The organism is Microbulbifer maximicatervae (SeqCode) (assembly GCF_052466985.1).
The window spans coordinates 918,502-943,608 of the sequence record NZ_CP174298.1 but is presented as its reverse complement, the minus strand read 5'-3'; the positions used below and the strand labels follow the sequence as shown (position 1 = coordinate 943,608).

At 51.2% G+C, this 25,107-nt stretch carries 20 protein-coding genes; 6 read left to right on the top strand and 14 right to left on the bottom strand.

Annotation, left to right across the window (positions count from 1 at the left end; translation table 11 throughout):
- Nucleotides 1-67 precede the first annotated feature (67 nt).
- A complete protein-coding gene (locus ACJJI3_RS04160; protein ID WP_444941587.1) occupies nt 68-1,315 on the top strand; it encodes an ArsB/NhaD family transporter in 1,248 nt (415 codons plus the stop codon).
- A gap of 9 nt (nt 1,316-1,324) precedes the next feature.
- Here the strand turns inward: ACJJI3_RS04160 and ACJJI3_RS04155 are convergent, their stop codons facing one another.
- The 4 genes from ACJJI3_RS04155 to ACJJI3_RS04140 form a co-directional block, all read right to left on the bottom strand.
- Nucleotides 1,325-1,819, bottom strand: a complete 495-nt coding sequence (locus ACJJI3_RS04155; RefSeq protein WP_444897506.1) for a DUF411 domain-containing protein — start codon at nt 1,817-1,819, stop codon at nt 1,325-1,327.
- On the bottom strand, nt 1,803-2,771 hold the full coding sequence (egtD, locus tag ACJJI3_RS04150) for an L-histidine N(alpha)-methyltransferase (protein ID WP_444897507.1): 969 nt from the start codon (nt 2,769-2,771) through the stop codon (nt 1,803-1,805). The genes ACJJI3_RS04155 and egtD overlap by 17 nt, the downstream gene beginning before the upstream one ends.
- 2 nt (nt 2,772-2,773) lie before the next feature.
- Nucleotides 2,774-4,078, bottom strand: coding sequence for an ergothioneine biosynthesis protein EgtB (egtB, locus tag ACJJI3_RS04145; RefSeq protein WP_444941586.1), 1,305 nt, complete (start codon nt 4,076-4,078; stop codon nt 2,774-2,776).
- A 362-nt stretch (nt 4,079-4,440) separates the two neighbouring features.
- Nucleotides 4,441-6,990 (bottom strand): TonB-dependent receptor, encoded by a 2,550-nt coding sequence (locus ACJJI3_RS04140; RefSeq protein WP_444941585.1) that lies wholly within the window; start codon nt 6,988-6,990, stop codon nt 4,441-4,443.
- A 355-nt stretch (nt 6,991-7,345) separates the two neighbouring features.
- On the opposite strand from ACJJI3_RS04140, the gene ACJJI3_RS04135 reads away from it, so the two are divergent.
- Nucleotides 7,346-9,643: a penicillin acylase family protein gene (locus ACJJI3_RS04135; RefSeq protein WP_444941584.1), complete on the top strand. Its 2,298-nt coding sequence runs from the start codon at nt 7,346-7,348 to the stop codon at nt 9,641-9,643.
- A gap of 22 nt (nt 9,644-9,665) precedes the next feature.
- Here the strand turns inward: ACJJI3_RS04135 and ACJJI3_RS04130 are convergent, their stop codons facing one another.
- The 8 genes from ACJJI3_RS04130 to ACJJI3_RS04095 all read right to left on the bottom strand — a co-directional run bounded on the left by ACJJI3_RS04130 (nt 9,666) and on the right by ACJJI3_RS04095 (nt 18,871).
- Nucleotides 9,666-9,929, bottom strand: a complete 264-nt coding sequence (locus ACJJI3_RS04130; RefSeq protein WP_444941583.1) for a hypothetical protein — start codon at nt 9,927-9,929, stop codon at nt 9,666-9,668.
- Between the two features lie 64 nt (nt 9,930-9,993).
- Entirely contained in the window at nt 9,994-11,388 is a 1,395-nt protein-coding gene (gene cysG, locus ACJJI3_RS04125) for a siroheme synthase CysG (protein ID WP_444941582.1), read from the bottom strand.
- Between the two features lie 92 nt (nt 11,389-11,480).
- A complete protein-coding gene (gene serS, locus ACJJI3_RS04120) occupies nt 11,481-12,764 on the bottom strand; it encodes a serine--tRNA ligase (protein ID WP_444941581.1) in 1,284 nt (427 codons plus the stop codon).
- A gap of 47 nt (nt 12,765-12,811) precedes the next feature.
- Entirely contained in the window at nt 12,812-13,186 is a 375-nt protein-coding gene (gene crcB / locus ACJJI3_RS04115) for a fluoride efflux transporter CrcB (RefSeq protein WP_282933067.1), read from the bottom strand.
- 19 nt (nt 13,187-13,205) lie between these two features.
- Complete coding sequence (locus ACJJI3_RS04110; RefSeq protein ID WP_444913218.1) at nt 13,206-14,549, bottom strand: replication-associated recombination protein A; 1,344 nt, start codon at nt 14,547-14,549, stop codon at nt 13,206-13,208.
- Entirely contained in the window at nt 14,542-15,153 is a 612-nt protein-coding gene (gene lolA, locus ACJJI3_RS04105; protein ID WP_282933069.1) for an outer membrane lipoprotein periplasmic chaperone LolA, read from the bottom strand. Before lolA ends, ACJJI3_RS04110 begins: the two co-directional genes overlap by 8 nt.
- Before the next feature lie 93 nt (nt 15,154-15,246).
- Nucleotides 15,247-17,589, bottom strand: a complete 2,343-nt coding sequence (locus ACJJI3_RS04100) for a DNA translocase FtsK (protein ID WP_444897513.1) — start codon at nt 17,587-17,589, stop codon at nt 15,247-15,249.
- A 226-nt stretch (nt 17,590-17,815) separates the two neighbouring features.
- Nucleotides 17,816-18,871: a methyltransferase domain-containing protein gene (locus ACJJI3_RS04095; RefSeq protein ID WP_444913220.1), complete on the bottom strand. Its 1,056-nt coding sequence runs from the start codon at nt 18,869-18,871 to the stop codon at nt 17,816-17,818.
- A gap of 410 nt (nt 18,872-19,281) precedes the next feature.
- On the opposite strand from ACJJI3_RS04095, the gene trxB reads away from it, so the two are divergent.
- From trxB to infA, 4 genes are all read left to right on the top strand, one after another.
- Entirely contained in the window at nt 19,282-20,229 is a 948-nt protein-coding gene (gene trxB / locus ACJJI3_RS04090) for a thioredoxin-disulfide reductase (protein WP_444917332.1), read from the top strand.
- 87 nt (nt 20,230-20,316) lie between these two features.
- Nucleotides 20,317-21,009 carry a leucyl/phenylalanyl-tRNA--protein transferase gene (gene aat, locus ACJJI3_RS04085; protein ID WP_444935176.1) on the top strand — a complete coding sequence of 231 codons (693 nt, stop codon included), beginning with the start codon at nt 20,317-20,319 and terminating at the stop codon, nt 21,007-21,009.
- Nucleotides 21,002-21,721, top strand: a complete 720-nt coding sequence (locus ACJJI3_RS04080) for an arginyltransferase (protein ID WP_413662222.1) — start codon at nt 21,002-21,004, stop codon at nt 21,719-21,721. The genes aat and ACJJI3_RS04080 overlap by 8 nt, the downstream gene beginning before the upstream one ends.
- 125 nt (nt 21,722-21,846) lie before the next feature.
- Nucleotides 21,847-22,065: a translation initiation factor IF-1 gene (gene infA / locus ACJJI3_RS04075; protein ID WP_010130378.1), complete on the top strand. Its 219-nt coding sequence runs from the start codon at nt 21,847-21,849 to the stop codon at nt 22,063-22,065.
- Nucleotides 22,066-22,161: 96 nt separating this feature from the next.
- Here infA and clpA read toward each other — a convergent pair whose 3' ends face one another.
- Both clpA and clpS read right to left on the bottom strand, forming a co-directional pair.
- Complete coding sequence (clpA, locus tag ACJJI3_RS04070; protein ID WP_413662223.1) at nt 22,162-24,441, bottom strand: ATP-dependent Clp protease ATP-binding subunit ClpA; 2,280 nt, start codon at nt 24,439-24,441, stop codon at nt 22,162-22,164.
- Between the two features lie 134 nt (nt 24,442-24,575).
- Nucleotides 24,576-24,956: an ATP-dependent Clp protease adapter ClpS gene (gene clpS, locus ACJJI3_RS04065; RefSeq protein ID WP_413662224.1), complete on the bottom strand. Its 381-nt coding sequence runs from the start codon at nt 24,954-24,956 to the stop codon at nt 24,576-24,578.
- Between the last annotated feature and the right edge of the window lie 151 nt (nt 24,957-25,107).

Below are 25,107 nucleotides of genomic sequence, written 5' to 3'. Positions count from 1 at the left end.
CTCAGAAAAATAGCAATGCTGAAAACCAGAGTAGCAGTTGGGACTAGCGACACTCGGATAACGATAGATGTCTATCAGCTTAACCGTCTCGGCAATCATCTTTATCCTAATAGCCGTGCGCCAATGGCTACCGTCTGCAGTTCGTATCTGGCACATCATGACCCTTGGCGCAGTAGCACTTTTGGCCTTGAGGCAAATCACACTTAAAGACGCATTCTTTGCTGTGGATTGGGATTTAATCCTCTACTTATTCTCTGTATTTTCGATTGCATCCGCTCTATACGACACAGGGATTTCAGCGCAAATCAGCAGGCGAATACTCTCGCGAAAAAAACCCAATACCATACTGGCAAGCTATGTCCTGATCATGGCCGTCTGCGCCGCCCTTCTCACCAATGATGCTGCAGCAGTGATTGGTGTACCTATCGCTCTATTGATGGCTCGGGATATGAACTGGGGTGTTGTACCCCTACTTATTTTACTTTGTGCCACCGTAACGATCGGCAGCATGATCTCCCCAGTCGGCAACCCACAAAATATCTTGATTGCCAACGCAGGGCAGTTTGACAATATGTTCCTGGTATTTGCCGAGTGGATCTTTATCCCGGCAGCAATCACCATGCTGCTGTCGATTCTTTGGTTAAAAAGGTTTCTTAAAGTTGACGAACCCAGTCACAATGTAGGCATTCAGCATCGAGAGGACAATGAGATAGCACAAAAATGGCCACCTCTATTGTCGGCAGCCCTTCTGGTAATTCTAATAGCATTAGGCAGTGTACTTCATAACGTAGAAGGTATTTACCACCCAACCTTGGGTCAAATAGGCTTGGTCGCCTGCTCACCCATTTATCTGGCGAGTCATGAAAGAAGAAGAATACTGAGAGAAGTAGACTGGCCCACCCTCTTTTTCTTTATTTCTATGTTTATTGTGACCGGCTCACTACTCAAGTCCGGATCACTACAGTTTTTTCTGCACAAGAGCGGGATTAATCTGGCTGAACCTGAAACCGTAACTTTTGTCAGTTTTTTTGCCAGCCAACTGTTTTCCAATGTTCCCGTAGTGGAAATATACCTGAATCTGCTACATGAACACGACACTCAAACACTTATGATGCTATCAGCCATATCTACAGTTGCTGGTAACCTATTTATAATCAGCGCAGCCAGCAATGTAATAGTGCTGCAGCAGGCGGAAAAATTTGGTGTGCAACCATTTAACTTCTGGCAGTTCTTTTTATTGATGTTGCCGGTAAGTGTTATCAGTGTGGCAGCGAGTTATCTCTATATTATTTGGTACAGCTCGCTACAGACCTAAAAACAAGAGCTAACTCTGGGGCTTCTCGACTCGGACAAAGGGGCGATAGTCTCCCCCTTCCAGCAGCAGATAAATATTGTAAGGTTCAAACTTTCCATCCACTTCCATTCCTGGGCTACCAACGGGCATCCCGGGTACTAATAGACCGATTCCATCCTCTGGAGGAGAGGAAATAAATTGCAGGATATGTTTGACGGGAACATGGCCTTCAAAAACATATTTGTTGTGCCACACCGCCGTATGGCAACCCTCCATCCCCCGAGGAACACCCCATTGCTGCCGAATTTTGGCCATATTCAGCTCAGAACTGGTAGATACGGCAATGTCGTTACCCCGTAGATAATCCACCCATTTGTTACAACAGAAGCAAAGCGGATGTTTATACACAATAAAACTATCAGCATCCCACTGTTTTTTTTCCTCCGCACCAGCAAAACTTGCTGGTGCGGCCAATATCACCAGTGAGAAAAGGAGACCTAAAACCTCCCTAGATAGCCTGGGCATAGTGAATAGCATAAGATTCAGAGGAATCAGTCCAGTGGCGAACAGGTTTAAAGCCGCCTTTCATCAACAGGGTATTAAAACTACTCACTTTATATTTATGGCTATTCTCGGTATGAATAGTCTCCCCTTCCGAAAAGACGATTTGTTCCCCAGCGATTGCGACGCTTTGATCCCGGAGGCTAACTAAATGCATTTCTACGCGTTGTCGCAATGGCTGATAGAAGGCGCGATGAGAGAAAGATGACAAATCAAAGTTGCCTCCCAACTCACTGTTAATTCGTTGCAGGAGGTTCTTGTTAAACTGCTCCGTAATATGCTCACTATCGTGATACGCCCTCTCCAGCACAACTGAATCTTTAACTAAATCAGTTCCGATAAGCAGGCCGTCTCCCGCTCTCAAATTTGCCGCAAACGTCTCCAGCAATTGCTCCGCCCTATCCGGCTCAAAGTTTCCAATTGTCGAACCAGGAAAAAACACCACACGTTTTTTTGACTCAATATTTGACAGATTGTCCCATACTTCGGCTTGAGTAAAGTCACCCACTTCCGGCCAGATAGAAATATGAGGTAAGCCTTTTTTAATTCGTTGCCCCGCCAGATAGAGAATCTCCGGGGAAATATCGATGGGATAGTATCCGCTAGGGCTTTTTAATAGATGCAGTAGGCCCTCTACTTTTTCGCAGTTGCCTGCACCGGGCTCCACCAGTAGCGCCCCTGGGCCAATTTCCTCAGCAATATCCGGTAGATACTGACTGAATATCTTCGCCTCAGTACGGGTTAAATAATAATCGTCTACATCACATATTTTCTCGAATAACTGAGAGCCAAGTTCGTCGTATAGGTATTTACACGGTAGTGTTTTCTGATCTCCGGCCAACCCCCGCAACACATCATTGAGAAATTCATGGTCTTGTTGTGAACTTTCCTGCATCGATGATACGGCTGCTTTCACATTTAGTCTCCTGCCAAACGGATACCGGTAAATTGCCACGACTGGTGTGGATAAAAGAAGTTGCGGTAACTGATCCGGATATGGTCAGCCGGAGTTGCAAAAGATCCACCGCGAAGAACCTTTTGGTTACACATAAACTTTCCGTTGTACTCCCCTACTGCATCCTCCCGGGCTCTGAAGCCTCGATAAGGTAAGTAAGCGCTGGAAGTCCACTCCCACAAATCCCCTAAGAACTGCGTTTGTCCCCGTTGCGCCTGCAATGGCCTGAAGTGACGTTTTTCCAGGAAATTAGCTGATGCCATCTGGTTCGGCTGGCGTAAATGGCAAGCAGCTGCCTCCCACTCAAATTCGGTAGGCAATCGTTTTCCAGCCCAGGTTGCGAAAGCATCTGCCTCATAGAAAGAAAGATGACAGACAGGCTCAGCTGGATTTAAGGGTAGCAACCCATAGAGGGAGTACTGATGCCAACCATCACTGTTCAGCCGCCAATAGGATGGGTGCTTTTGCTGATTTTTCTGCAAATGCAGCCAACCATCCGAAAGCCATAGCCGATGCTGTTCATAGCCACCATCCTCTATAAATTCAAGATACTCGCCATTGGTAACCAATCGGGAGGCAATCACAAAGTCATCGATAAACTGCTGATGCTCAGGGCCTTCATTATCAAAGCAGAAAGCATCCCCATCACTCCCTATCCCATAGAAGTCCTTGGGTATGCTCAACCATCGCAAAGGTTCCAGCGCCCCGTCTTCATCTTCAGCAAACATATCCCTGTATGCCGGTGCCATGGGGTTAGTTGACAGCGCATGCTTGATATCGGTCAATATCAATTCCTGGTGCTGCTGCTCATGATTCAACCCCAGCTGGACCAACGCGGCCAAATTTTCAGGAATCGGGTACTCACTGAGCATCCGGTGCATGGAGTCATCGATAAACTTTCGATATTCATAAACCTGGGCACTATCCGGACGCGAAATTAGCCCCCTGTTAGGGCGTGCAAAGGGGGTACCCAAACTGTTGTAGTAAGAGTTGAACAGGTGGTTGAAGTGTGGGTTAAATGTTTGATATCCCCGCAACCGGTTGGCAAGGATAAAAGTCTCAAAGAACCAGCTCGTATGTGCTAAATGCCATTTGGTAGGACTGGCATCCGGCATAGACTGTAGCTGCATATCCTCCGGGGATAACGGCAACGCAAGATTCTCTGTCTCTGCACGAACTTTCTGGTAATCACTGAGAAGTTGATCCTGTACTTCCTCTAAAGTTACTTCACCGACGTGTATTGCCATATTAGTAATCAACTGCGACACATTTCTTCTCTATTGAAATCATCATACGCAGTTTTAGGTGTAAACCTAGAGGCTAGCTATTCAACAGAAGGGTATATGCGCCAGTTTATTTTTCTCTTGAAGGGTCAATAAAAAAAAGGGCCGGATAAACCGGCCCACTCTCTCATCATGCTGACAGGAATAACTTAATAAAATAGAGCAAAAATTGTTTTATGTACTATTTCTTTCAAAATTTAGACGCAATTTTCACAGTCTAAACGTTTTTTATAGACTACTGCCGGAATAAGGGGCTCTAAATAATCCCACAATACCCTTGTAGCCTTTAAATGCCCTCCCAAGGTCGACAACAGCACATCCCTGTGCCGTATTAACCCATGGGTTAATTAAAATCGGACAGTTAAATCCGCACCGTACATTCTCGGCATAAAGCGCCAAGCGGGACTGGCACCAATGGCTGCACCGGTACCACCATATCCGCCAGCGATTTCTTCATCCGTCAAATTTTGTATCCAGAGCGCTAATGAATAACTATCTGAAGCACTGTTCCAGGCCGCCCGCAGGTTGAATAACTGATAGTCTTCCACGATACGTGTCCGGTCAGTAATCGAACCAATTCGCTCATCTGTCCAGTTGTAATCGCCACGGAAAATAAACTCCCCGCCAGATGCAAGGTCCACTGTGTATTCAGCCATTAGGTTGAATTTATTCTCTGGCGTTGATACCCGAGACTGGCCTACTTTCGAGTCCTCTTCAGTCTCACCAATGGCTTCGATGATCTGATAGTCAGTAAACTCTGTATCCAGGTAGGAGTAATTACCGGCAATAAACAAGCTCTCTGTTACTGCCCACTGTACTTCGATCTCCGCCCCAGTGCCCTCCGCATCCGAATTCCGCAGGTTATAACTGGGAATAGGAGTACCCACCAGATCCAGCTCCTGCAAATTGTTGTATTCGTAGGTGTAAATAGAGGTATTCAAGCGTACTCGGTTGTCGAACAGGCTGCTCTTAAGACCAACCTCCAGGTTAACGACATCTTCCTGATCAAAAGACGACTCAACCCCTGGACCAAAATTAAGACTATTGAATCCACCGGCTTTAAAACCATCCGCCAGGGAGACATAGGTCATCACATCGTCATTCCAGCGGTAATCCAGCACTATACGACCGGAAAGGTCGCTCCAGCTATCACTCAATTTGGAGTCCAAAACCGGCTGGCCATTGTTGAAAAACACAATACCAAACAACTGGGACCCCAAATCGACCTCAGGCAGGGTTACAGTGCCGATTACGTTGCCATCTCCGTCAACCAAGCGGACATCTCCGCCGGATAGTGACAGAGGAATACTGTTGCCATAAGCCGTCTGGATGGTGAAATCTTTTTGATCGTAGGTATAACGAGCACCGACAGTCAGGTCCATCTTATCGGTAAGGCTCCAGGTCATGTCGCCGTAAATAGCACTGGAACGGTAATCACCTGTGTTGCGAACGCTCTCCCCCCAATGTGCATCCGAGGCTATCCAGGGATTGAAGCCCGCCATCATCTGTCCGACTACATCTTCCGCATAGAGCATATCGCCGGTTATACCAGTGGTCCCTAACTGAGCGAGTAACGCATCCACCTGGCCTGTTTGCAGCATTAGGTCATAGACAAAGGAAGCGCTGGCAATTCCCTCCAACCCCGCCTGCTGCAGCTGCGCACGGGTGATAACCGCTAAGTCCTCTTGCTCGGTTTGGGTCAGGTCCGGATAGGCAGCCTTTACCCCTTCATAAACGGCGAAGGATTCCACCGATCCGGTAGTGAAATTGGCATAAGTGGTGTGATCCACCTCTTCTTCGGAGTAAGAAGCTCCCAGAGTCCATTTGATAGTATCTGTAGCACCATTGAGTCGGAACTCTTGAGAGAACTGGCTTTGATCATCAGTATTAGCTGACCCAAACATATAGTCCGGGTTGGCGGTACCATCCTCATCCTGCTGCAGGTGGGCATCGAATTCGCTGTAGGCAGTAATCGAAGTAAAAGTGAAATTGTCAAAATCTTTGGTAATTGTCAGTGATGTGCCAAAGGAATCACGATCCTCAATGGTCGGGGTATCCAGGGCGTAGTCGCCAAAAACATCCGTTTCATCTTTAAGGCTGGGCACTATGGTTGTTCGCAAAGCGCTGCCTTGATCCATAATCCCGTAATTGGCGCGCCACAGCACCTCGGTATCCGTCGCCGGCTCCCACAACACAGAGGCGCGGTAGGTCTGAGTATCCTGATCCCCTACAGAGAATCCATTTGCTAAATTATCAGCAAATGGATCGCGACGATTTGTCGACGCCGAAAAACGGCCATACAGGTTGTCACTAATCTGGCGATTAACCAAAAGATCCGACGACTGGCGCCCATAATTACCGGCAGTTAGATTTAATTCCGTAGAATCATCCGCCTGCGGTTTGGTGGTAATAATGTGGATCGCACCACCGGTGGCATTGCGACCGAATAGTGTACCCTGAGGCCCTTTGAGGACTTCAACCCTCTCAATATCGGTCAGCGGTATCTCGGCACCTGCACTGCGGCCGGTATAAACCCCATCCACATAGACCGCCACTGCTGGATCAGAGCCTATGGTCCAGTCATTAGTTTGCACGCCGCGAATACTGTACGTTGGTTGCAGGGCGGTATCATTGTGCATTTCCACGCCCGGCGTATATTTCCCCAAGTCAGTCAAATTTTTGACACCGGCTTCTTTTATATTTTCCCCGGTGAAGGCGGAAATCGCGATAGGTACGTCCTGTAGGTTTTCCGCTCGCTTCTGCGCAGTAACGACAACCTCCTCAATTTCCGCAGCGTGGACGTGAGAGCCGACAGCGGTGAGGAAAGCAATGGTTCCAGAAAGAATGGAAAGATTGAATCTACGGTTTGTTACATCTCTACCAACATCGTGCATCATCGCGTCCTCGCGTTTATTGTTATACAGCCTGATGTTTTCGATTTCTTGTTGTTTTTGTTATTGCACGCCATCTTACGGTTGCGTTTTCATATTGAAAACCCTGCGATGACTTTTTTCTTGTGACCAGTCAGTTCTTCGAGAAATAGCAGTGAATGACAGGAAAATCCTAAAATTTAAAGCTTGGGTTTTGTCACTAAAAGTTACTCCTTGTATCGCTTAGTAACTTTGCGAGTGAAATTAAAATTGCACAATAAAGTGCTACCGACATTAACTCAGAGATTTTGCGGCCACCACAATGACAACATTTCCATTTCTCAAGCGGTATATGACAGCACTAATTATCAGCATATTGGGTTTGATAATTATATTTTTAATTGGCTCCTGGATCTGGCTCCGACAGAGCTTGCCTATTCTCGATGGAACCATTACCACGAGTGAATTAAAAGACCCGGTTGTTATCGAGCGCGATTCACAGGGAGTGCCATTAATTCATTCTGAAAACCGAAGCAGTTCGGCCTTCGCATTGGGCTTTTTACACGCGCAGGAACGTTTTTTTCAAATGGATCTGTTGCGGAGAAGTTCTGCTGGGGAATTATCAGAATTACTGGGCGAGTCCACTATAAAACACGATCAAAAGGTACGTTTGCATCAATTTCGCCAGCGAGCAGAGCGAAACATTGCTGCGATGCCGGCGGAACAAAAGGCCCTTCTGGATCAATATATCAACGGTATTAATTTTGGCCTCAACCAGCTTCCCGAAAAACCCTGGGAGTATTTGTTATTGGGTCAGGAACCGCGCCCCTGGAATTCTGCCGACAGCCTGTTAACTATCTACAGCATGTACCTGACGCTACAAAGTGAACGCGGTAGTTATGAACTTCGCGACACCGCTTTAGCCGAATTGCTTCCAGCAGATCTCTACGCTTTCTATTTTCCCCAAGGCGGGCGGTGGGACGCACCACTATTTGGAGAAGCACGAGAAAAGGTCAGCCTCCCAGAAACACCGATTTCTGCACTTTTAGATGAACAGGACACTATCGTTTATCAGGCGATGGAGAGTGATGACAAGATTTACGGCAGTAATAACTGGGTGGTCGGCGGTAATTTAACAGCGCACGGTGGAGCCATTCTTGCCAACGATATGCACCTCGGGCTGAGTGTTCCCAATATCTGGTTCCGAGCAGGCTGGAGCATACCAGGCACCAACCGATTTGTTCGTGGCGTAACCCTTCCAGGCGGCCCAATTATGGTTGCCGGAAGCAACGAATTAGTTGCCTGGGGATTTACCAACACCGGTGGCGACTGGAGTGACCTGATTCCACTGGAACTCAGCGAAGACGGCAATCAATATAAAACGCCTGAAGGCTGGAGGAATTTTGCCTATGAAACAGAATCTATCGCCGTCAAAGGCAGCGACCCAAAAACCATAGAAGTTCGCACAACTATCTGGGGTCCCGTTATCGGTACAAACCACGATGGCGTTCCTCTCGCATTCCGCTGGGTTGCTCACGACACTCTGGGCGGCAATATGAACTTGATTGATATGGAAGTTGTTCGCACCGCCGAAGAAGCTCTGGAGCTTGGCCCCACCATAGGCATCCCTCATCAGAACCTAGTGGTTGGCGATAGTAACGGCAATATTGGTTGGACTGTGGCTGGCGCTATTCCCAAGCGAGTCGGGTTTGATGGCAGTCGATCAATCAGCTGGGCAGATGGTAGTGCCTATTGGGACGGCTATTTAAGCCCCCAGGAGCACCCCCGCCTGTATAACCCGGAGTCCGGCCGAATCTGGAGTGCCAACGCTCGTATCGTTGATGGGGACTATCTCAAACTCATGGGCAACCACGGCTATGCGCTCGGCGCACGTCAGCAACAAATTCGCGAACGGCTTTTCGCTCAAGAAAAATTCAATGAGCAGGACCTTTTAAATATCCAGCTCGACGATCAGGCAGTTTTTCTCGAGCGGTGGCAGCAACACCTCCTCACCTTACTTGAAGATCAGCAAGACTACCGCGAGGTATATATACAGATTCAAAATTGGGGAGGCCGAGCCGCCATCGACTCCGTAGGCTATCGCATCGTTCGCAACTATCGCCTGAAGTTGATGGAGCTTACGACAGCGCCCATTTTGACTTACATGCGCCGCTATCAGCCCAAGTTTTCTTTCGGCCAACTCAAGCGCCAATTTGAATACCCACTTTGGGAAATGGCTCAGCAAGAGCCAAAACAGCTTCTCAACCCGGATTTTGAATCCTGGAACGCGATAAAGCTCGCCGCTCTGGATCAAGTACTGGAAAAAATGAATCGCAGCAATCAACCCCTTAAGCGTCAATCCTGGGGTGCTGAAAATACGGCAAAGATCCAGCATCCACTGGGCAAAGCAATACCACCGCTGAACTGGTTCCTGGCAATGCCTGCGGAGCCTCTCGCTGGAGATACCCATATGCCCCGCTTCCAGTCTCCCACTCATGGCGCATCCCAGCGCTTAGTGGTTTCACCGGGCCGGGATGCAGACGGTATTTTCCATATGGCCACAGGTCAGAGTGCTCATCCACTCTCACCATTTTTCGGCAACGGCCATCAGGATTGGGTAAAGGGAAACACTTCATCATTTATTGAACGCGAGACTCGCTACCGACTCACGTTAAATTAGAGGTACCGCAGGGACGCTAAAGTCAGGCAGTCTCATCGAGAATTGCAAAAGACAGAAACGTGGTGAAGAAGGCAAGACTCACAACGAAAGGCAGCACTGGAAAGCACAACATCAGTGCCGCCGATGTAATCCAGAGGTTTCTCACCCAACTCTTCTTTTGCTGGTAGTGGTAGGTGTAGCGCCGGGTGTGACTGTCTAGCTGTGCAGGAATTGCTATTTCACGGACCGGTGGGAGAAAAAAGCGCACAGCATTGGTGCAATAAAAGCGAATAAATGCAATCAGCATATTGAACACCACTCTGAGAGTACCTTTTCAGTATAGGTACTCTCGGCGTCATTGGGTCCCTGCCTTAATCTTCTCGATTTGGCTGATACCACTGAAGCTTTTCATGCAAGCTCACTACCCCACCAATGATGGTGAGTGTTGGCGCTCGAACTTCACTGTTTTCAGCAAGGGCCGGCAAGCTGCTCAAGTCACCGACAACTACTCGCTGGTCTCGCGTAGTGCCCTTTTCAACCAAGGCCGCCGGCGTATTCGCATCGAGCCCGTGTTTAATCAATTCAGCACAAATGGTTTGTAACCCCGTAAGCCCCATATAGAAAACCAGGGTTTGTGCTGGGCCCGCAAGTTCTTGCCAAGGGAGGTCCAACTCACCCTCTTTCAGGTGCCCGGTAATAAAGCGCACAGATTGAGCGTGATCCCGGTGAGTCAGTGGGATACCGGCGTAACTGGCGCAACCAGAGGCCGCAGTGATTCCCGGCACTACCTGAAAGGGAATCCCCGCCTCTGACAACTTGTCTATTTCCTCACCGCCTCGACCAAAAATAAAGGGATCGCCTCCCTTAAGTCGCAAAACCTTTTTACCTTGGCTGGCCAGATCTACCAACAGCTGATTGATATCGTCCTGTGGCACCGCGTGGAAAGCCTTGCGCTTACCTACATAGATCCGCTCTGCATCCCGGCGCACCAACTCCATCACTTCCGGTGAAACCAGCCGATCGTAGAGCACCACATCTGCCTGCTGCATCAAGCGCAGTGCGCGAAAAGTCAGCAGGTCTGGATCTCCCGGACCTCCACCCACCAGGTAAACCTCACCCACCGGATTGGGGCTCCCCTGCCAGTCTTGTAGCGCATCCACCAGCGCCTGCTCTGCATCTGCTGGTTGCCCCGCCTCCATGCGATTGGCAACGGGGCCGGCAAAAACCCACTCCCAAAAATTCTTGCGGCGAGACTCTGGCAGCGCTGCCTTAACCCTATCGCGCATTCGCGCCGCCAAAGTCACCAGCGGTCCCAGACCCGGCGATAGCAGAGCTTCGAGCTGAGCCCTGATTCTGCGCGCCAGTACTGGAGCCGCGCCGCCACTACTGATACCGATCGATAGATCTCCCCGCTCCACAATGGCCGGGAAAGTAAACGTGCACAACTCTGGCGCGTCCACTGCATTGACAGGTAGGCGCTGAGCCTGGGCATCGGCTGAAACCTGTGCATTCACGGACTCACTATCAGATGCAGCAACGACCAGCCCCGCTTTCTGTAAATACTCGCTCGAATAAACTGATTGAAACCATTCCCCACCAGAATCAGTCACCATTTGCTGAAGCTCATCGGTAATTTCCGGAGATACCACCAATATCCGTGCACCCGCTTTGTGCAATAAGCGAGCTTTACGGGTGGCAATGGAGCCGCCTCCAACAATCAAACAGGGATGATCTTTGACATCAAATGCGAGGGGTAAATAACGCAACTTCTTATTCCATCAAATAGCGGGCAAAGTGAAACTCATTACTACAAACAAAAAAGGGCGAACTCTACGCTCGCCCTTTTGGAGTGCTACGCTCAGGAAGCTGAGATCACTTCCTGGCCTCGCATATAGGGCCGCAATACTTCCGGCACCTCAATACTGCCATCCTCGCGCTGGTAATTTTCCAGAACAGCGATGAGGGTACGACCCACGGCAAGGCCGGAGCCATTCAGTGTATGCACCAATTCGGGCTTATTGGTTTCCGGGTTGCGCCAGCGTGCCTTCATTCGGCGCGCCTGGAAGTCACCTACCAGGGAGCAAGAGGATATCTCGCGGTACTTATCCTGGGACGGAATCCAAACTTCAATATCGTATGTCTTTCGAGCAGAGAAACCGATATCGCCACCGCAGAGAATCACTGTGCGGTATGGCAGGTTCAGCTTCTGCAAAATGGTCTCAGCATTTTGCGTCAGGGTTTCCAGTGCCTCTTCAGACTGATCCGGACGCGCCACCCAAACCAGTTCTACCTTTTCAAACTGGTGCTGGCGAATCATGCCACGAGTGTCGCGGCCGTGAGAGCCAGCTTCAGAGCGGAAGCAGGTAGTATGAGCAACCAATTTATGCGGCAGGCTAGCACTGTCTTTAACAATATGATCGCGATACATATTGGTGAGGGGCACTTCCGCAGTCGGGATCAGGTAGAAACCACGATCATCCTCGAGCTTAAACAGGTCTTCCTCAAATTTAGGCAGCTGGGAAGTGCCGTACAGGGAATCAGCATTCACAACAACCGGCACATTGGTTTCCTGGTAACCATGCTCTTCGGTGTGAGTATCCAGCATAAACTGTGCCAACGCGCGATGCAGACGCGCAACATCACCGCTCATTACCGCAAAGCGGGAGCCGGTGAGCTTCACTGCCATCTCGAAGTCGAGGCCACCAAGGTGTGTGCCCAGGTCTACGTGGTCTTTAACTTCAAAGTCAAAAGTACGCGGCTGGCCCCAGCGGCGAACTTCTACATTATCGTCTTCACTCTCGCCTTCGGGCACTGAGGCATCCGGCAAGTTGGGAATCGCAGACAAGATTGCATCCAGCTCTCCCTGCAATTCTGTCAGTGCATGTTTGGCATCTTGCAACTCACCACCGAGGGACTCCACTTCTTTCAAAAGCGGGGCAATATCTTCACCATTCGCCTTGGCACGGCCGATATTTTTCGACTTGCTATTGCGCTCGTTTTGCAAACTCTCGGTGCGCACCTGCAATTCTTTGCGGCGTTCTTCAAGGGCTTCAAGTTTGGCAGTATCCAGTTCTACACCGCGCTTTTTCAGGGCAGCGGCCACCTGGTCCATATCCGTGCGAATCAGTTTGGGATCGAGCATCGTTTCCAGTTCGCCTGTTATCAGGCTCCTACAACAAAGAAGTTAAATTAAAAATACCGTGTCGCCAAAGCGACAGCAGCAGCGGTAGCCAACAAACAACCAACAAGGCTGCCGACAATATAGCCAAGGGCCACCAGCGGCTGGCCATTGTGCCACAGTATCAGGCTTTCGAGGGAGAAAGTGGAAAAGGTTGTCAGTGCGCCAAACATACCGGTCATCAACAGTAGACGCCATTCCTCCCCCAACATGGCGCGGTGAGCGATCAGTACATAAACAATACCGATCAAAAAAGAGCCTGTTAAATTGACAATGATGGTTCCTAGCGGAAACCGACCCTCAAATACCGGAAAGCTCCAGATACTCACCAGGTGGCGAAGAACCGCCCCAAGTGCGCCGCCCAGGGCGACTGCCAGCCACTGCATTTAGCTGTTTCCTTTCTATCTATTTAGAGTTTCTGTAACGCTGCCTGCCACTCTCGCGATTTAGTCGGCGCAGAGTCTGCAATTTCTCTGAAATTTTTAACTCCAGCCCTCGGGGAACCGGCTGGTAGTACTCGCGCTCAGCAATCTCTTCGGGGAAGTAATTCTCTCCCGCAGCAAAAGCATCGGGTTCGTCGTGGGCGTAGCGATACTCCGCACCGTGGGACAAGCTTTTTGCCAGTTTGGTAGGGGCATTGCGCAAATGCACTGGCACTTCATAACTGGGCTCGCGACGAACATCCGCCACGGCACGATTGTAAGCGGAGTAAACCGCATTGCTTTTTGCCGCAACCGCCAGGTAAGTAATGGCTTGGGCAATTGCCAGCTCGCCCTCGGGACTCCCCAGACGCTCCTGCACATCCCAGGCATTCAGCGACAACTGCAAAGCCCTCGGGTCCGCATTGCCGATATCTTCACTGGCCATGCGCACGACACGGCGAGCGATATATAACGGGTCGCAGCCTCCATCCAGCATCCGCACAAACCAGTAGAGCGCCGCATCCGGGTCAGACCCCCGCACTGATTTATGCATGGCGGAAATTTGATCGTAAAAATAATCGCCGCCTTTATCAAAACGGCGAACATCGGCACTGAGCACCTCGGCGAGCACGTCTTCATCGACAATCAGTCGCCCGGCCTCCTCTTTGGCCAGATCGCAGGCCACTTCCAGCAAGTTCAAAGCACTGCGGGCATCCCCATCGGCAGCCCGGGCAATCTTACCCAACACTTCTTCGGGAATGTTGACGCTCCGCTCGCGCAATTGCTGGTCGGTTTGCAGGGCGTAGCGCAGCAACCCCAACAACTCCTCTTCGGGAATACTGCGCAAAAGATAGACCCGACACCGGGAAAGGAGCGCATTGTTCAACTCAAAAGCCGGGTTCTCCGTGGTCGCTCCGACAAAAGTCACAGTGCCCTCCTCCACGTAGGGAAGGAAGGCATCTTGCTGAGCCTTATTAAATCGATGCACTTCATCGACAAATAAAATAGTGTGGCGGCCCGACTGTATCCGGTGCTGTTCAGCTTCGGCCACCGCCTGGCGAATATCTTTCACTCCGGCGAGTACCGCAGACAGTGTGGCAAATCGAGCATCGCACTCTTCAGCTAGCAACCGCGCAAAAGTGGTTTTGCCCACACCGGGTGGGCCCCACAAAATCATTGAGTGCAGTTGGCCGCGCTCTACAGCCTCCCGCAGAGGTTTGCCCTCCCCCAATAAATGCGACTGGCCCACATAGTGGGCCAGGGAATTCGGCCGCATACGGGCCGCGAGGGGTTGGTGGGTTTTGGGAGTATCGAACAGATCACTCATCTTTAATAATGTCAGTACCGGCCGGGGGCTTAAAATCAAATATAGAAGCGGATAATTTTGGGTTCGCCTCCATACCACTGAACTGAATTTCAGTGGTTTGTCCCATACCATCGCGCACGGTCATTGCCGACGGCAAGCCATTTTTGGCAAATCGAATTTCCATGGCTTTAAAAGGGGCCGAGGGGTTCTTGGGGGTCAGGTGATAAACCCCTTCTTTCTGGCTCACATTAAACGAGCCCCGTATTTCCTCTACTTTGCCCCCCAGCAATAGGGCTGGGGTATCCTTAATACGGGCATCCACTGGGCGAACTGTCACCTGCTCCAGATCCGGATCGTACAGCCAGAGTGTCTTGTTGTTTGTCACCAGTAACTGGGGATAAGGCTCACCGGTTTTCCAGCGCAATTTGCCCGGGCGCTGCACAGAGAAGCTACCATTGCTCTTTTGTGTGACCTCGCCACGCTCGTCGATCAATGTCTGTTTGAAATTACCCGAAATCGCTTCCAACGGCTTGAGTAAATCGCTCAGGTCATCGGTGGCATCAGCCCAGGCCGCGCTGGCGGTAACACTGATTGAAAGCAGCAGACCCTGCAGAATTCTTTTCATAGTGGAGTCCCAACGTATTGATTTCCTTAAAGATTAACCCCGACTAAGTGAACAGTGGCTTAACCCGCCACTGCTCCAAGGGCCAAACTCTTATCAGGCTGGCGGCGGTGCCAGCACCTCTCGATTGCCGTTGTGGCCCGCCGCAGATATCACCCCGGCAGCCTCCATGGCGTCAATAATTCGAGCCGCGCGATTGTAACCAATCCGCAGCTGACGCTGCACAGAGGAAATTGACGCCTTGCGGGATTTAGTGACGAAAGCTACAGCTTCGTCGTAGAGCGCATCGGCTTCAGGGTCTTCATCCTCACCGCCTTCAGACTGTAATCCAGGCACGGGAATACTGTTATTACTATCGTCGACAATACCATCGATATAATCAGGCTCACCGCGACGGCCCCAATCCGCGACAACTTTATGCACTTCGTGATCGTCGACAAAAGCGCCGTGGACACGAACAGGAACACCACTTCCAGGCGGTAAGTACAACATGTCACCATGACCGAGCAGCTGCTCCGCACCGCCCTGGTCGAGGATTGTGCGGGAGTCCACCTTGGACGAAACCTGGAAGCCGATTCGAGTAGGTACGTTGGCTTTAATCAAGCCGGTAATAACATCCACCGACGGACGCTGGGTTGCAAGCAGTAAGTGGATGCCAGCTGCACGGGCTTTTTGTGCGATTCGCGCGATCAGCTGTTCGACCTTTTTACCGACAATCATCATCATGTCGGCAAATTCATCAATCACGACAACGATGGCAGGCAACGCTTTCAGGGCCGGTGCGGTTTGTTCATCTTCCGGCACGCTGGAGGCGGGATCTGGCTGCCAGATAGGATCGATCAGCGGCTCCCCCGCCTCTTCCGCTTCTTTCACTTTGCGGTTAAAGCCTGCGAGGTTTCTCACCCCCATTGCCGCCATCAACTTGTAGCGGCGCTCCATTTCTCCAACACACCAACGCAAACCATTGGCGGCATCGTTCATATCGGTGATGACCGGGGTCAACAAATGCGGAATGCCCTCGTACACCGAGAGCTCCAGCATTTTTGGGTCCACCAGAATCAGGCGGACCTCATCGGGCGTGGATTTGTACAGCAGGCTCAACAACATAACGTTGATACCCACGGATTTACCCGAACCGGTGGTACCCGCTACCAGCAAGTGAGGCATCTTGGCCAGATCGGCCACCACCGGCTGACCGGAAATATCGTGACCGAGCGCCAGAGTCAGCGGCGATTTGGCATTATCGTAAACATCTGCCGACAACACTTCACTGAGGCGCACCATCTGTCGATTTTCGTTAGGGATTTCAATACCCACTACCGATTTGCCTGGGATTACCTCGACCACACGCACACTGATCACCGCCAGTGAGCGCGCCAGGTCTTTAGCCAGATTGGAAATCTTGCTCACCTTTACACCGGGAGCAGGCTGAATTTCAAAGCGGGTTACTACCGGTCCCGGCAGAACAGAGACCACTTCGGCAACAACGCCGAAGTCTTTCAGCTTAAGTTCCAGCAGGCGCGACAGCGCTTCCAGGGATTCCCGGGAGAAACCGGCCTTCTTGTTTTGATCTGCTGGATCGAGAAGACCCAGCGGCGGCAGGGTTCCAGTAACCGGGCCACTCTTGAAAAGCTCTCGCTGTTTTTCCTTTGCTGCCCGCGGACTCTGCTTCGGCTTGGGGGCAGTCGGCTCGATCTTCGGGGGAATTCGTTTGGCAACTCGCTGTTTCTCTTCCTCCACAGCCGCCTTGCGCACGACTATCGCCTCTCTGGCCACCCTCCGCTCATTGCGCTTTTGACGCCAGCGTTGATAGAAGCTGCCCAGCAAGGCAAAAAAGCCGAGCACATTCTTGCCGATTGCCTCTGCCAATTTGAGCCACGACAAACCTGTAAAAACAGTGACACCGATAGCAAATATCGCAAGCAGTAAAATGGTTGCCCCTACATAGCCGAGGCTAGAACCCAGGGCAGACGCCATCGCGCTGCCGATGATGCCCCCGTTGGTAAACGGCAAAGGATTTTCTGCGGGATCAAAACAAAGAGTCGCCATTGCAGCCCCGCTGACAAGAACAAGCAGCAAGCCAAATACTCTCAAAGCAAATAGCGGCAAATGGAAGCGGGCATTGCGATCGCGAAGAATGTGATAGGCCCGCAGACCAATCAGCAAGGGGAACAGGTAAGCCATCCATCCGAGCAAAGACAAACACACATCTGCCAGCCAAGCACCGGCTGGCCCAATGGCATTGTGCACTTGTTGGGTACTGCCAGTTTGCGACCAGCCCGGATCTTCTGCGCTAAAGCTTAACAGGCTAATGGCGAGCAACAGGGCACCAGCCAGCAAACTGATCAGGGCCCCCTCGCGAACGAGTCGGGCGATCAATGAGTCTGGCAATGCATTGCTCTCTGCAGGGCTTTTTTCAGTTGCGCTTTCGGCCTTCAATGGCTTACCTCAATAATGCTGTACTTTTTATGTCCACATGAACTTGGCGGTGTCTACCTGGGACCTGAATCCCCATGCCGCCTGACAAAATTCTGTATTGCTTACAGAAGAAAGCAAATCAATCAGGCTATTTTACAACCTACGCTTTCAGATTGCGCCTTACGATCCCTGACACCAAGTAGTTTTTTGTTGTTTGGCGGCAGTATCGGAAAACCTGGAGCGATTCCTAGCCAGTATTCTCTTCTAAATTTATCGGTTTGTACGTGCGATAGATGCAATTTGGAATCATCATCGAGATATCCTGCCCTGAATCCTCCCAGCAAACCTCATCAATAATCGCCTGGGTAACTCTCTCGCGGAGGTAACTATTCAGAATTTCCAATTTGTATTGATCCCCGCCCAACTCTGTTTTTAATTTGTCTTGAGTACTGTCCCGGTAATAGGTTCTGGATACCCGCTCTGCTTGCGAAAAGCCTGCATCACTGAGCAATTGTAACAACTGGTCTTCCCGCAAAAAGAACCGATCCAAGAGCAACGATTCACGGTGTGTCAGCGCTGACAATTTTCGCTTTTGGGCACACAATAAATCTTGGACCCCGGCAGACGCCGGCATCAAGTCCCAAACCAACAGCGGACCTCCCGGCTTCAAAACCCGATAACACTCCTGGAGAACCAGGGGCTGATCTTTATAAGGCACTTCGTGCAGGCCCATTCTGATTGCCACAGCATCAAATAATTCACTGGGATATGGCAAGTTTCTTCCATCACCAATAGTGATATCGGCAGCTAGCAATTGAATATTTGGGTCAAGGTTTTCAAGCTGCGAAGGGTGGGAATCGCACAAACTACATTGAATAATAACCCCATGAGCTTTGGCAAACTTAAGCAGGTAGCTACTCAGGACTCCCCTGCCACACATCAAGTCGAGAACTCGACAACCATTGCTGAGGCCCAGCGCCATAGCAAACTTCTCGAGTTCTTCTGGCTCACCCGCGCAAGTAACCGCCCCACCTCCTGTATCACCATATCCATCAGAGACAATTTCACAGCGTATTTGCAAGTTGAGCGCGGTAAATAGATCCAGCAGTTGAGGTGGGCCATGTAAGCTTGCCCGGTGATCGCCATCGGGCTCCAGATCAATGGAAAAACGCAACGAATAACTATCGTCGATAATTTCGGCTACGAAAGCCTGGGCCTCCTCACTAAGGGTCAGAAAAGTTTTAGGATGCCCCAACTGCTCTCGCTTCAGGTTTAAGGGTATGAACTTTCTTTTGTAGCGCATAACGATCCTCAACCCACCGGGGTTTGGGCACTTACTCGAAGTCACTGGCCTCTGTGACGCTCACACACTCAATACATCTAACAATCCGTAATTCTAATTTGTGACACCCCATTCTCCCCCTAGCAAAGCCAGCAGCAGTTGCCCCAGATTGGAACTTTTTTACATTTTTCCAGCTCTTACGGCCAGCTTTGGCGCAAACTCCGATTTGAGCCAAACCTCTAGCAAGGTCAAAGAGAGTTGAATAGGTACGATCAATCAAACAAATTAAGGCAAACTATTTCGCCGAATGGTAAATATCGCCTATTATATCGCCCAATTTAATAGTCTCGCCTGATCAAAAAATGGACGGGCATATGGACTCCCAGCCCATTGGGTAAACTTCGCAAATTGAGAGTTTTAAAGAGTACTTCATGAGCAATAACCATCATCGACTGATCATCCTCGGCTCAGGCCCTGCCGGCTACACCGCGGCTATCTACGCTGCACGGGCAAACCTGAACCCGGTTGTTATCACTGGTATGCAACAGGGTGGGCAGCTGACCACCACCACTGAAGTCGAGAACTGGCCGGGTGGTATTCCGGAGCTTCAAGGTCCGGACCTGATGGTGCAAATGCAGCAGCACGCAGAGCGCTTCGAGACAGAAATCATCTTCGATCACATCGAATCGGTTGACCTGAAACAGCGCCCTTTCACCTTGAAAGGCAACGAAACTTACACCTGTGACTCGCTGATTATCGCCACTGGTGCCTCAGCTCAGTACCTGGGCCTACCTTCTGAGGAAGCCTTCCAGGGGCGCGGTGTCAGCGCCTGTGCGACCTGTGACGGATTCTTCTATCGCGACCAGAAAGTTGCTGTTGTCGGTGGTGGCAACACCGCCGTAGAAGAGGCCCTGTACCTCTCCAATATCGCCAGTGAAGTGACCCTGATTCACCGCCGCGACGAGCTTCGCGCAGAAAAAATCCTTCAGGACCGCCTGATGGATAAAGTGGAAAACGGCAATATCAATGTCTGCTGGCACAACACCCTGGACGAAGTGCTCGGTGACGACAACGGTGTAACTGGGCTGCGCCTGCGCAACACCCAGGACGACACCACTTCAGAGCTGGACGTTTCCGGTGTGTTTATTGCTATCGGTCACAAACCGAATACCGGCATCTTTGAAGGCCAGCTTGAAATGAATGGTGGTTACCTCATTGTGGAGAGCGGCCTGAACGGCAATGCCACCCAGACTTCTGTTCCCGGTGTATTTGCCGCAGGTGACGTATCCGACCATATTTACCGCCAGGCGGTAACTTCTGCGGGTACCGGCTGTATGGCCGCCCTGGACGCCGAGCGCTTCCTCGACGCCGAGAAGTAAGTCAAATCCCCGGGCAGAGCTTTCTGCCCGGTATCCCCCTCTACCGACAGGAGTCAGATCGTGGCAGGGAACACCCAAAGCCGCCTGATGTGGCTCGACCACACCGTTGTAGACTTTCCCCCAACTGAATTCGCACTGGATGACCCCAATGGCTTGCTGGCAGCCGGAGGTGATCTGACTCCCGAGTGGCTGGTTGAAGCCTATCAAAGAGGGGTCTTCCCCTGGTATTCAGATGACCAGCCAATCTTGTGGTGGAGCCCCTCCCCTCGCTGCGTGGTTATCCCGCATAACTTTCGTATTGGCCGCACTTTGCGCAAAGTATTGCGCCGAGGAACCTTTTCGGTCACCTTCGACCAAGCCTTTGCCGAGGTAATTGAGGCCTGCCGTGCCCCCCGGGCGGATGAAACCGGCACATGGATCACCGATGAGATGTGCGACGCCTATATCGACATGCACCATCAGGGGTTTGCCCACTCAGTGGAGGTTTGGCGCGACGGTCAACTCGTTGGCGGACTCTATGGTATTGCGCTGGGGCGAGTGTTCTTTGGGGAGTCGATGTTTCACCGGGAGACAGCCGCTTCAAAAGTCGCTTTTGTCCACCTCGTTCGGCAATTAGAATTGTGGGGCTGCCCACTGATCGACTGCCAGGTGAGCAATCCTCATCTCAGCAGCCTTGGGGCAGTGGAAATGTGTCGTAAGGATTTCGAACAACTGCTGGCAGACGGCGTTAAGCAGCCGCCTTTCCCGCAGCCCTGGAAGCTTTCGTGGACTTATGGGTAAATACTCTCAGCTGGATTCAGTGCGCCTACTGGCCACCCTGCCCCACCCCTGCGGTTACCTGCCGGATCGGGAGGCAACAACGGTGTTTGTCGATCCACAAACAGAAGTGGATCAGCGTCTGTACAACCGCCTGTCAGAGCTGGGATTCCGGCGCAGTGGTGCCTACCTCTATCGCCCCCAGTGCGCGACCTGTCGCGCCTGTATACCGGCTCGCGTACCTGTGAGCCTGTTTGTCCCCGACCGCAACCAGAGACGCTGCTGGAAGCGCAACAAGGACCTGGACATATTCCATATCGAGTCCATCGATACAGATGAGCATTACGAACTCTACGCCCGCTATATCGAGCAGCGCCACGCCGATGGGGAGATGTACCCGCCCAGCCGGGAACAATACCGCAGCTTCCTGAGTCAGGCTTGGGGGTCTACTCGCTATATTGAGCTGAGAGCCCGCGGCAAGTTGGTGGCAGTGGCTGTAACAGATATCCTGACTGCCGGGTTATCGGCGATCTATACTTTCTTCGATCCCGATGAGGACAAACGGAGCCTGGGCAGTTACTGCATCCTCTACCAGATCGAATGGGCCCGGCGCTTGGGACTACCTAATCTCTACCTGGGGTACTGGATTGAGAAGTGCCACAAAATGGCCTATAAAAGCCAATTTCGCCCCATCGAAATGTTAAAAGAAAACCGCTGGAGCCTTAAATCGCTCTAGTTCAACACACTCTCCCTTTGCTCTATCTTGCCTTTTCGTGCAAAATGCTCGCCCGTCAAGCCGCGGCTAGGCCAAAGAGCCTCCGGGGTAAAGGTCTGATCAAGTTATTGTAAGGTTGCTGCCGCATGGCAAAAGACGATTATATTGAAATGGAAGGCGAGGTGATCGACACCCTGCCGAACACCACTTTCCGCGTAAAACTGGAAAACGGACACGTGGTAATTGCGCATATCTCTGGAAAGATGCGTAAAAACTACATTCGCATTCTCACCGGCGACAAGGTGAAAGTGGAGCTGACTCCATACGACCTGAGCAAGGGCCGCATTACGTACCGCGCGCGCTAATTCGCTCAGAGGCCAAATTCCGCAAGGCAATTTGACCTGAAATAAAAAAGCCACCTCTCGGTGGCTTTTTTATTACTTGGCTGAAGCTAATTTACTTTAGGCGGGCACCGCCGTTTTAATCGCAAGCTCATCATCTTCAATGGTGACGCAAACACGCCCACCCTCTTCTGCCAACTCACCAAAGAGCACGGCTTCTGCCAGAGGCTTGCGCAGCTTATCGCGAATCAGACGGGACATAGGCCTCGCACCCATCTTCTCGTCATAACCCCGTACCGCCAGCCACTCTCGAGCTTCGTCATCAACAACCAGTGTCACCTTGGAGTCATCCAACTGGGCCTGCAACTCAACGATAAACTTATCCACCACCGTCTTCACGACATCCAGAGGCAGAGAGCGGAATTGAATAATATTATCGAGGCGATTGCGGAACTCCGGGGTAAACATCTTCTTGATCTCCTCCATTCCATCGGTGGAGTGATCTTGATGGGAGAACCCGATTGAACGACGGCTCATCACCTCAGCGCCCGCATTGGTAGTCATAATCAGAATAACATTGCGGAAATCCGCTTTGCGGCCGTTGTTATCAGTTAGGGTGCCGTGATCCATCACCTGCAAAAGCAGATTGAATACTTCGGGGTGTGCTTTCTCAATTTCATCGAGCAGCACAACACTGTGGGGGTGCTTGGTAACCGAGTCTGTCAGTAAACCACCCTGGTCAAAACCTACATACCCAGGGGGCGCGCCGATCAGGCGGGAAACCGTATGGCGCTCCATATACTCAGACATATCGAAACGAATCAGCTCGATACCCATCACCTTCGCCAACTGGCGGCAGAGTTCTGTCTTGCCGACTCCGGTGGGCCCCGAAAACAGGAAGGAGCCGATGGGCTTCTCTTCAGAACCCAGGCCGGCGCGACTCAGCTTAATCGCCGTGCCCAGGGCATCAATCGCGCTGTCCTGCCCAAACACCACCATTTTGAGATTGTCATCCAGGCGTGATAACTGCTCCTTGTCAGAAGCAGACACGCTCTTGGCAGGTATTCTCGCCATCTTGGCGATAACCATCTCAATTTCACAGACCCCAATAACCTCTTTGCGGTCCTCTTCAGGCAGCAAAGATTGGTAGGCTCCCGCCTCATCGATTACATCAATGGCCTTATCTGGGAGGAATCGCTCGGTGATGTGACGACTGGATAGCTGCGCAGCAGCATCCAAAGCTCCATCGGTAAAGCGGACCTTGTGGTGATCCTCAAAGCAGCTTCTGAGCCCCTGCAATATTTGCACGGTCTCTTCCACTGAGGGCTCACTGACATCGATCTTTTGAAAACGGCGCGACAGCGCGCGATCTTTTTCAAAGATACCGCGATATTCAGTAAAAGTAGTGGAGCCTATGCAGCGCAATTGACCGCTGGAAAGTAGCGGCTTAAGCAGGTTGGAGGCATCCATGACGCCTCCTGAAGCGGCGCCGGCCCCGATGATGGTGTGGATCTCATCAATAAACAGTACGGCGTGCTCACGCTTCTTGAGCTCCGCCAGCAGCGCCTTAAAGCGCTTCTCAAAATCACCGCGATACTTGGTCCCCGCCAGCAGGGAGCCGAGATCCAGAGAGTAAATAGTGCTCTCTTTCAAAGGTTCGGGGATATCCTCATCGACAATACGCCGTGCCAAGCCCTCAGCAATTGCCGTCTTGCCGACACCGGACTCACCCACCAACAGTGGATTGTTCTTGCGGCGACGAGCGAGAACCTGCGTGACACGCTCCACCTCAGGTGCACGCCCCACAAGCGGATCAATACGACCAAGAATTGCCTCTTGATTGAGGTTGGTGGCATAGCTTTCCAGGGGGTCGGAACCACCTGGCTCAGCGCCCCCACTAATTTCCTCATCTACCTGCTCAGGTGCAGTATCGGAACCGTGATGGTGATTATTACCACTGGAGCCAACGCGGGAAATTCCGTGGGTGATGTAGTTAACTACGTCTATCCGGGCAACACTCTGCTGCTTCAAGTAGTAAACAGCCTGGCTCTCCTGCTCACAGAAAATGGCGACCAGGACATTAGCCCCTGTAACTTCCTTTTTACCGGATGACTGGACATGGAATACGGCCCTCTGCAGGACCCTCTGAAAACCCAATGTCGGCTGGGTTTCTCGATCTGTATCGGCCTCCGGGATCAACGGTGTTGTGGAGTCCACAAACTCCAGGAGTTCACGGCGCAATGCACTTAAATCCGCCCCGCACGCATGTAGAACATCTGCTGCGGATTCGTTATCCAAGAGCGCCAGCAATAGGTGCTCAACGGTCATGAATTCATGCCGTTTCGCTCGAGCACCTTTGAACGCTAGATTAAGCGTTACCTCTAAGTCCTTGCTGAGCATCTAAACCTCAAACCCTAATCGCCAATATTTCCCGCCGACTCCGCTGGTAGGCGCGCACCCTTCGCCGGCGTTTATATCCTGGCTGATTCCCTTCAGGTGACGGGACCCTTTGTTCAAAGCAGTTTTTGTCAGAATCAATCCTCTTTGCTTTCGTCCGCTTCAATTTCACATAACAGGGGATGCTCATTCTCTTGAGCGAACTGATTGACCTGTGCGGCCTTTGTCTCCGCTATATCCCGAGTATAGACACCACACACTGCTTTTCCCCGTGTGTGAACCTGCAACATTAACTGTGTGGCGCGCTCCCGGTTTACTGAAAAAAACAACTCCAAAGTCTCAACAACAAAATCCATGGGGGTGTAGTCATCATTGAGCATAACGACTTTATACATCGGCGGCCGCTTCAGCTGCGGCGGCGCCTCCTCAAGGGCCAACCCACCATCGAAATCATCGAAGTACGGGTTGTCTCCATCGGAGTCACTGGAGCTTAGTTTAATGATTCGCGAAGTACTCATAACAATTATCAATGAATTCTATCGAGCCTGAAAATTGCACCCAATGCAACCTTCAATGACGTGACATTGTAACCTTATTTGACCTTTGACACAGCGGTCAGCGGGGAACCTTGACAATCCCCCAGCTGTTGACTACAAGAGGTAGTGACCG

Coding starts and splice junctions, on each gene's coding strand:
- ACJJI3_RS04160 (WP_444941587.1), top strand. CDS start 68: ATGTCTATCAGCTTAACCGTCTCGGCAATCATCTTTATCCTAATAGCC.
- ACJJI3_RS04155 (WP_444897506.1), bottom strand. CDS start 1,819: ATGCCCAGGCTATCTAGGGAGGTTTTAGGTCTCCTTTTCTCACTGGTG.
- ACJJI3_RS04140 (WP_444941585.1), bottom strand. CDS start 6,990: ATGATGCACGATGTTGGTAGAGATGTAACAAACCGTAGATTCAATCTT.
- ACJJI3_RS04130 (WP_444941583.1), bottom strand. CDS start 9,929: ATGCTGATTGCATTTATTCGCTTTTATTGCACCAATGCTGTGCGCTTT.
- serS (WP_444941581.1), bottom strand. CDS start 12,764: ATGCTCGATCCCAAACTGATTCGCACGGATATGGACCAGGTGGCCGCT.
- crcB (WP_282933067.1), bottom strand. CDS start 13,186: ATGCAGTGGCTGGCAGTCGCCCTGGGCGGCGCACTTGGGGCGGTTCTT.
- ACJJI3_RS04110 (WP_444913218.1), bottom strand. CDS start 14,549: ATGAGTGATCTGTTCGATACTCCCAAAACCCACCAACCCCTCGCGGCC.
- lolA (WP_282933069.1), bottom strand. CDS start 15,153: ATGAAAAGAATTCTGCAGGGTCTGCTGCTTTCAATCAGTGTTACCGCC.
- ACJJI3_RS04095 (WP_444913220.1), bottom strand. CDS start 18,871: ATGCGCTACAAAAGAAAGTTCATACCCTTAAACCTGAAGCGAGAGCAG.
- trxB (WP_444917332.1), top strand. CDS start 19,282: ATGAGCAATAACCATCATCGACTGATCATCCTCGGCTCAGGCCCTGCC.
- aat (WP_444935176.1), top strand. CDS start 20,317: ATGTGGCTCGACCACACCGTTGTAGACTTTCCCCCAACTGAATTCGCA.
- ACJJI3_RS04080 (WP_413662222.1), top strand. CDS start 21,002: ATGGGTAAATACTCTCAGCTGGATTCAGTGCGCCTACTGGCCACCCTG.
- infA (WP_010130378.1), top strand. CDS start 21,847: ATGGCAAAAGACGATTATATTGAAATGGAAGGCGAGGTGATCGACACC.
- clpA (WP_413662223.1), bottom strand. CDS start 24,441: ATGCTCAGCAAGGACTTAGAGGTAACGCTTAATCTAGCGTTCAAAGGT.
- clpS (WP_413662224.1), bottom strand. CDS start 24,956: ATGAGTACTTCGCGAATCATTAAACTAAGCTCCAGTGACTCCGATGGA.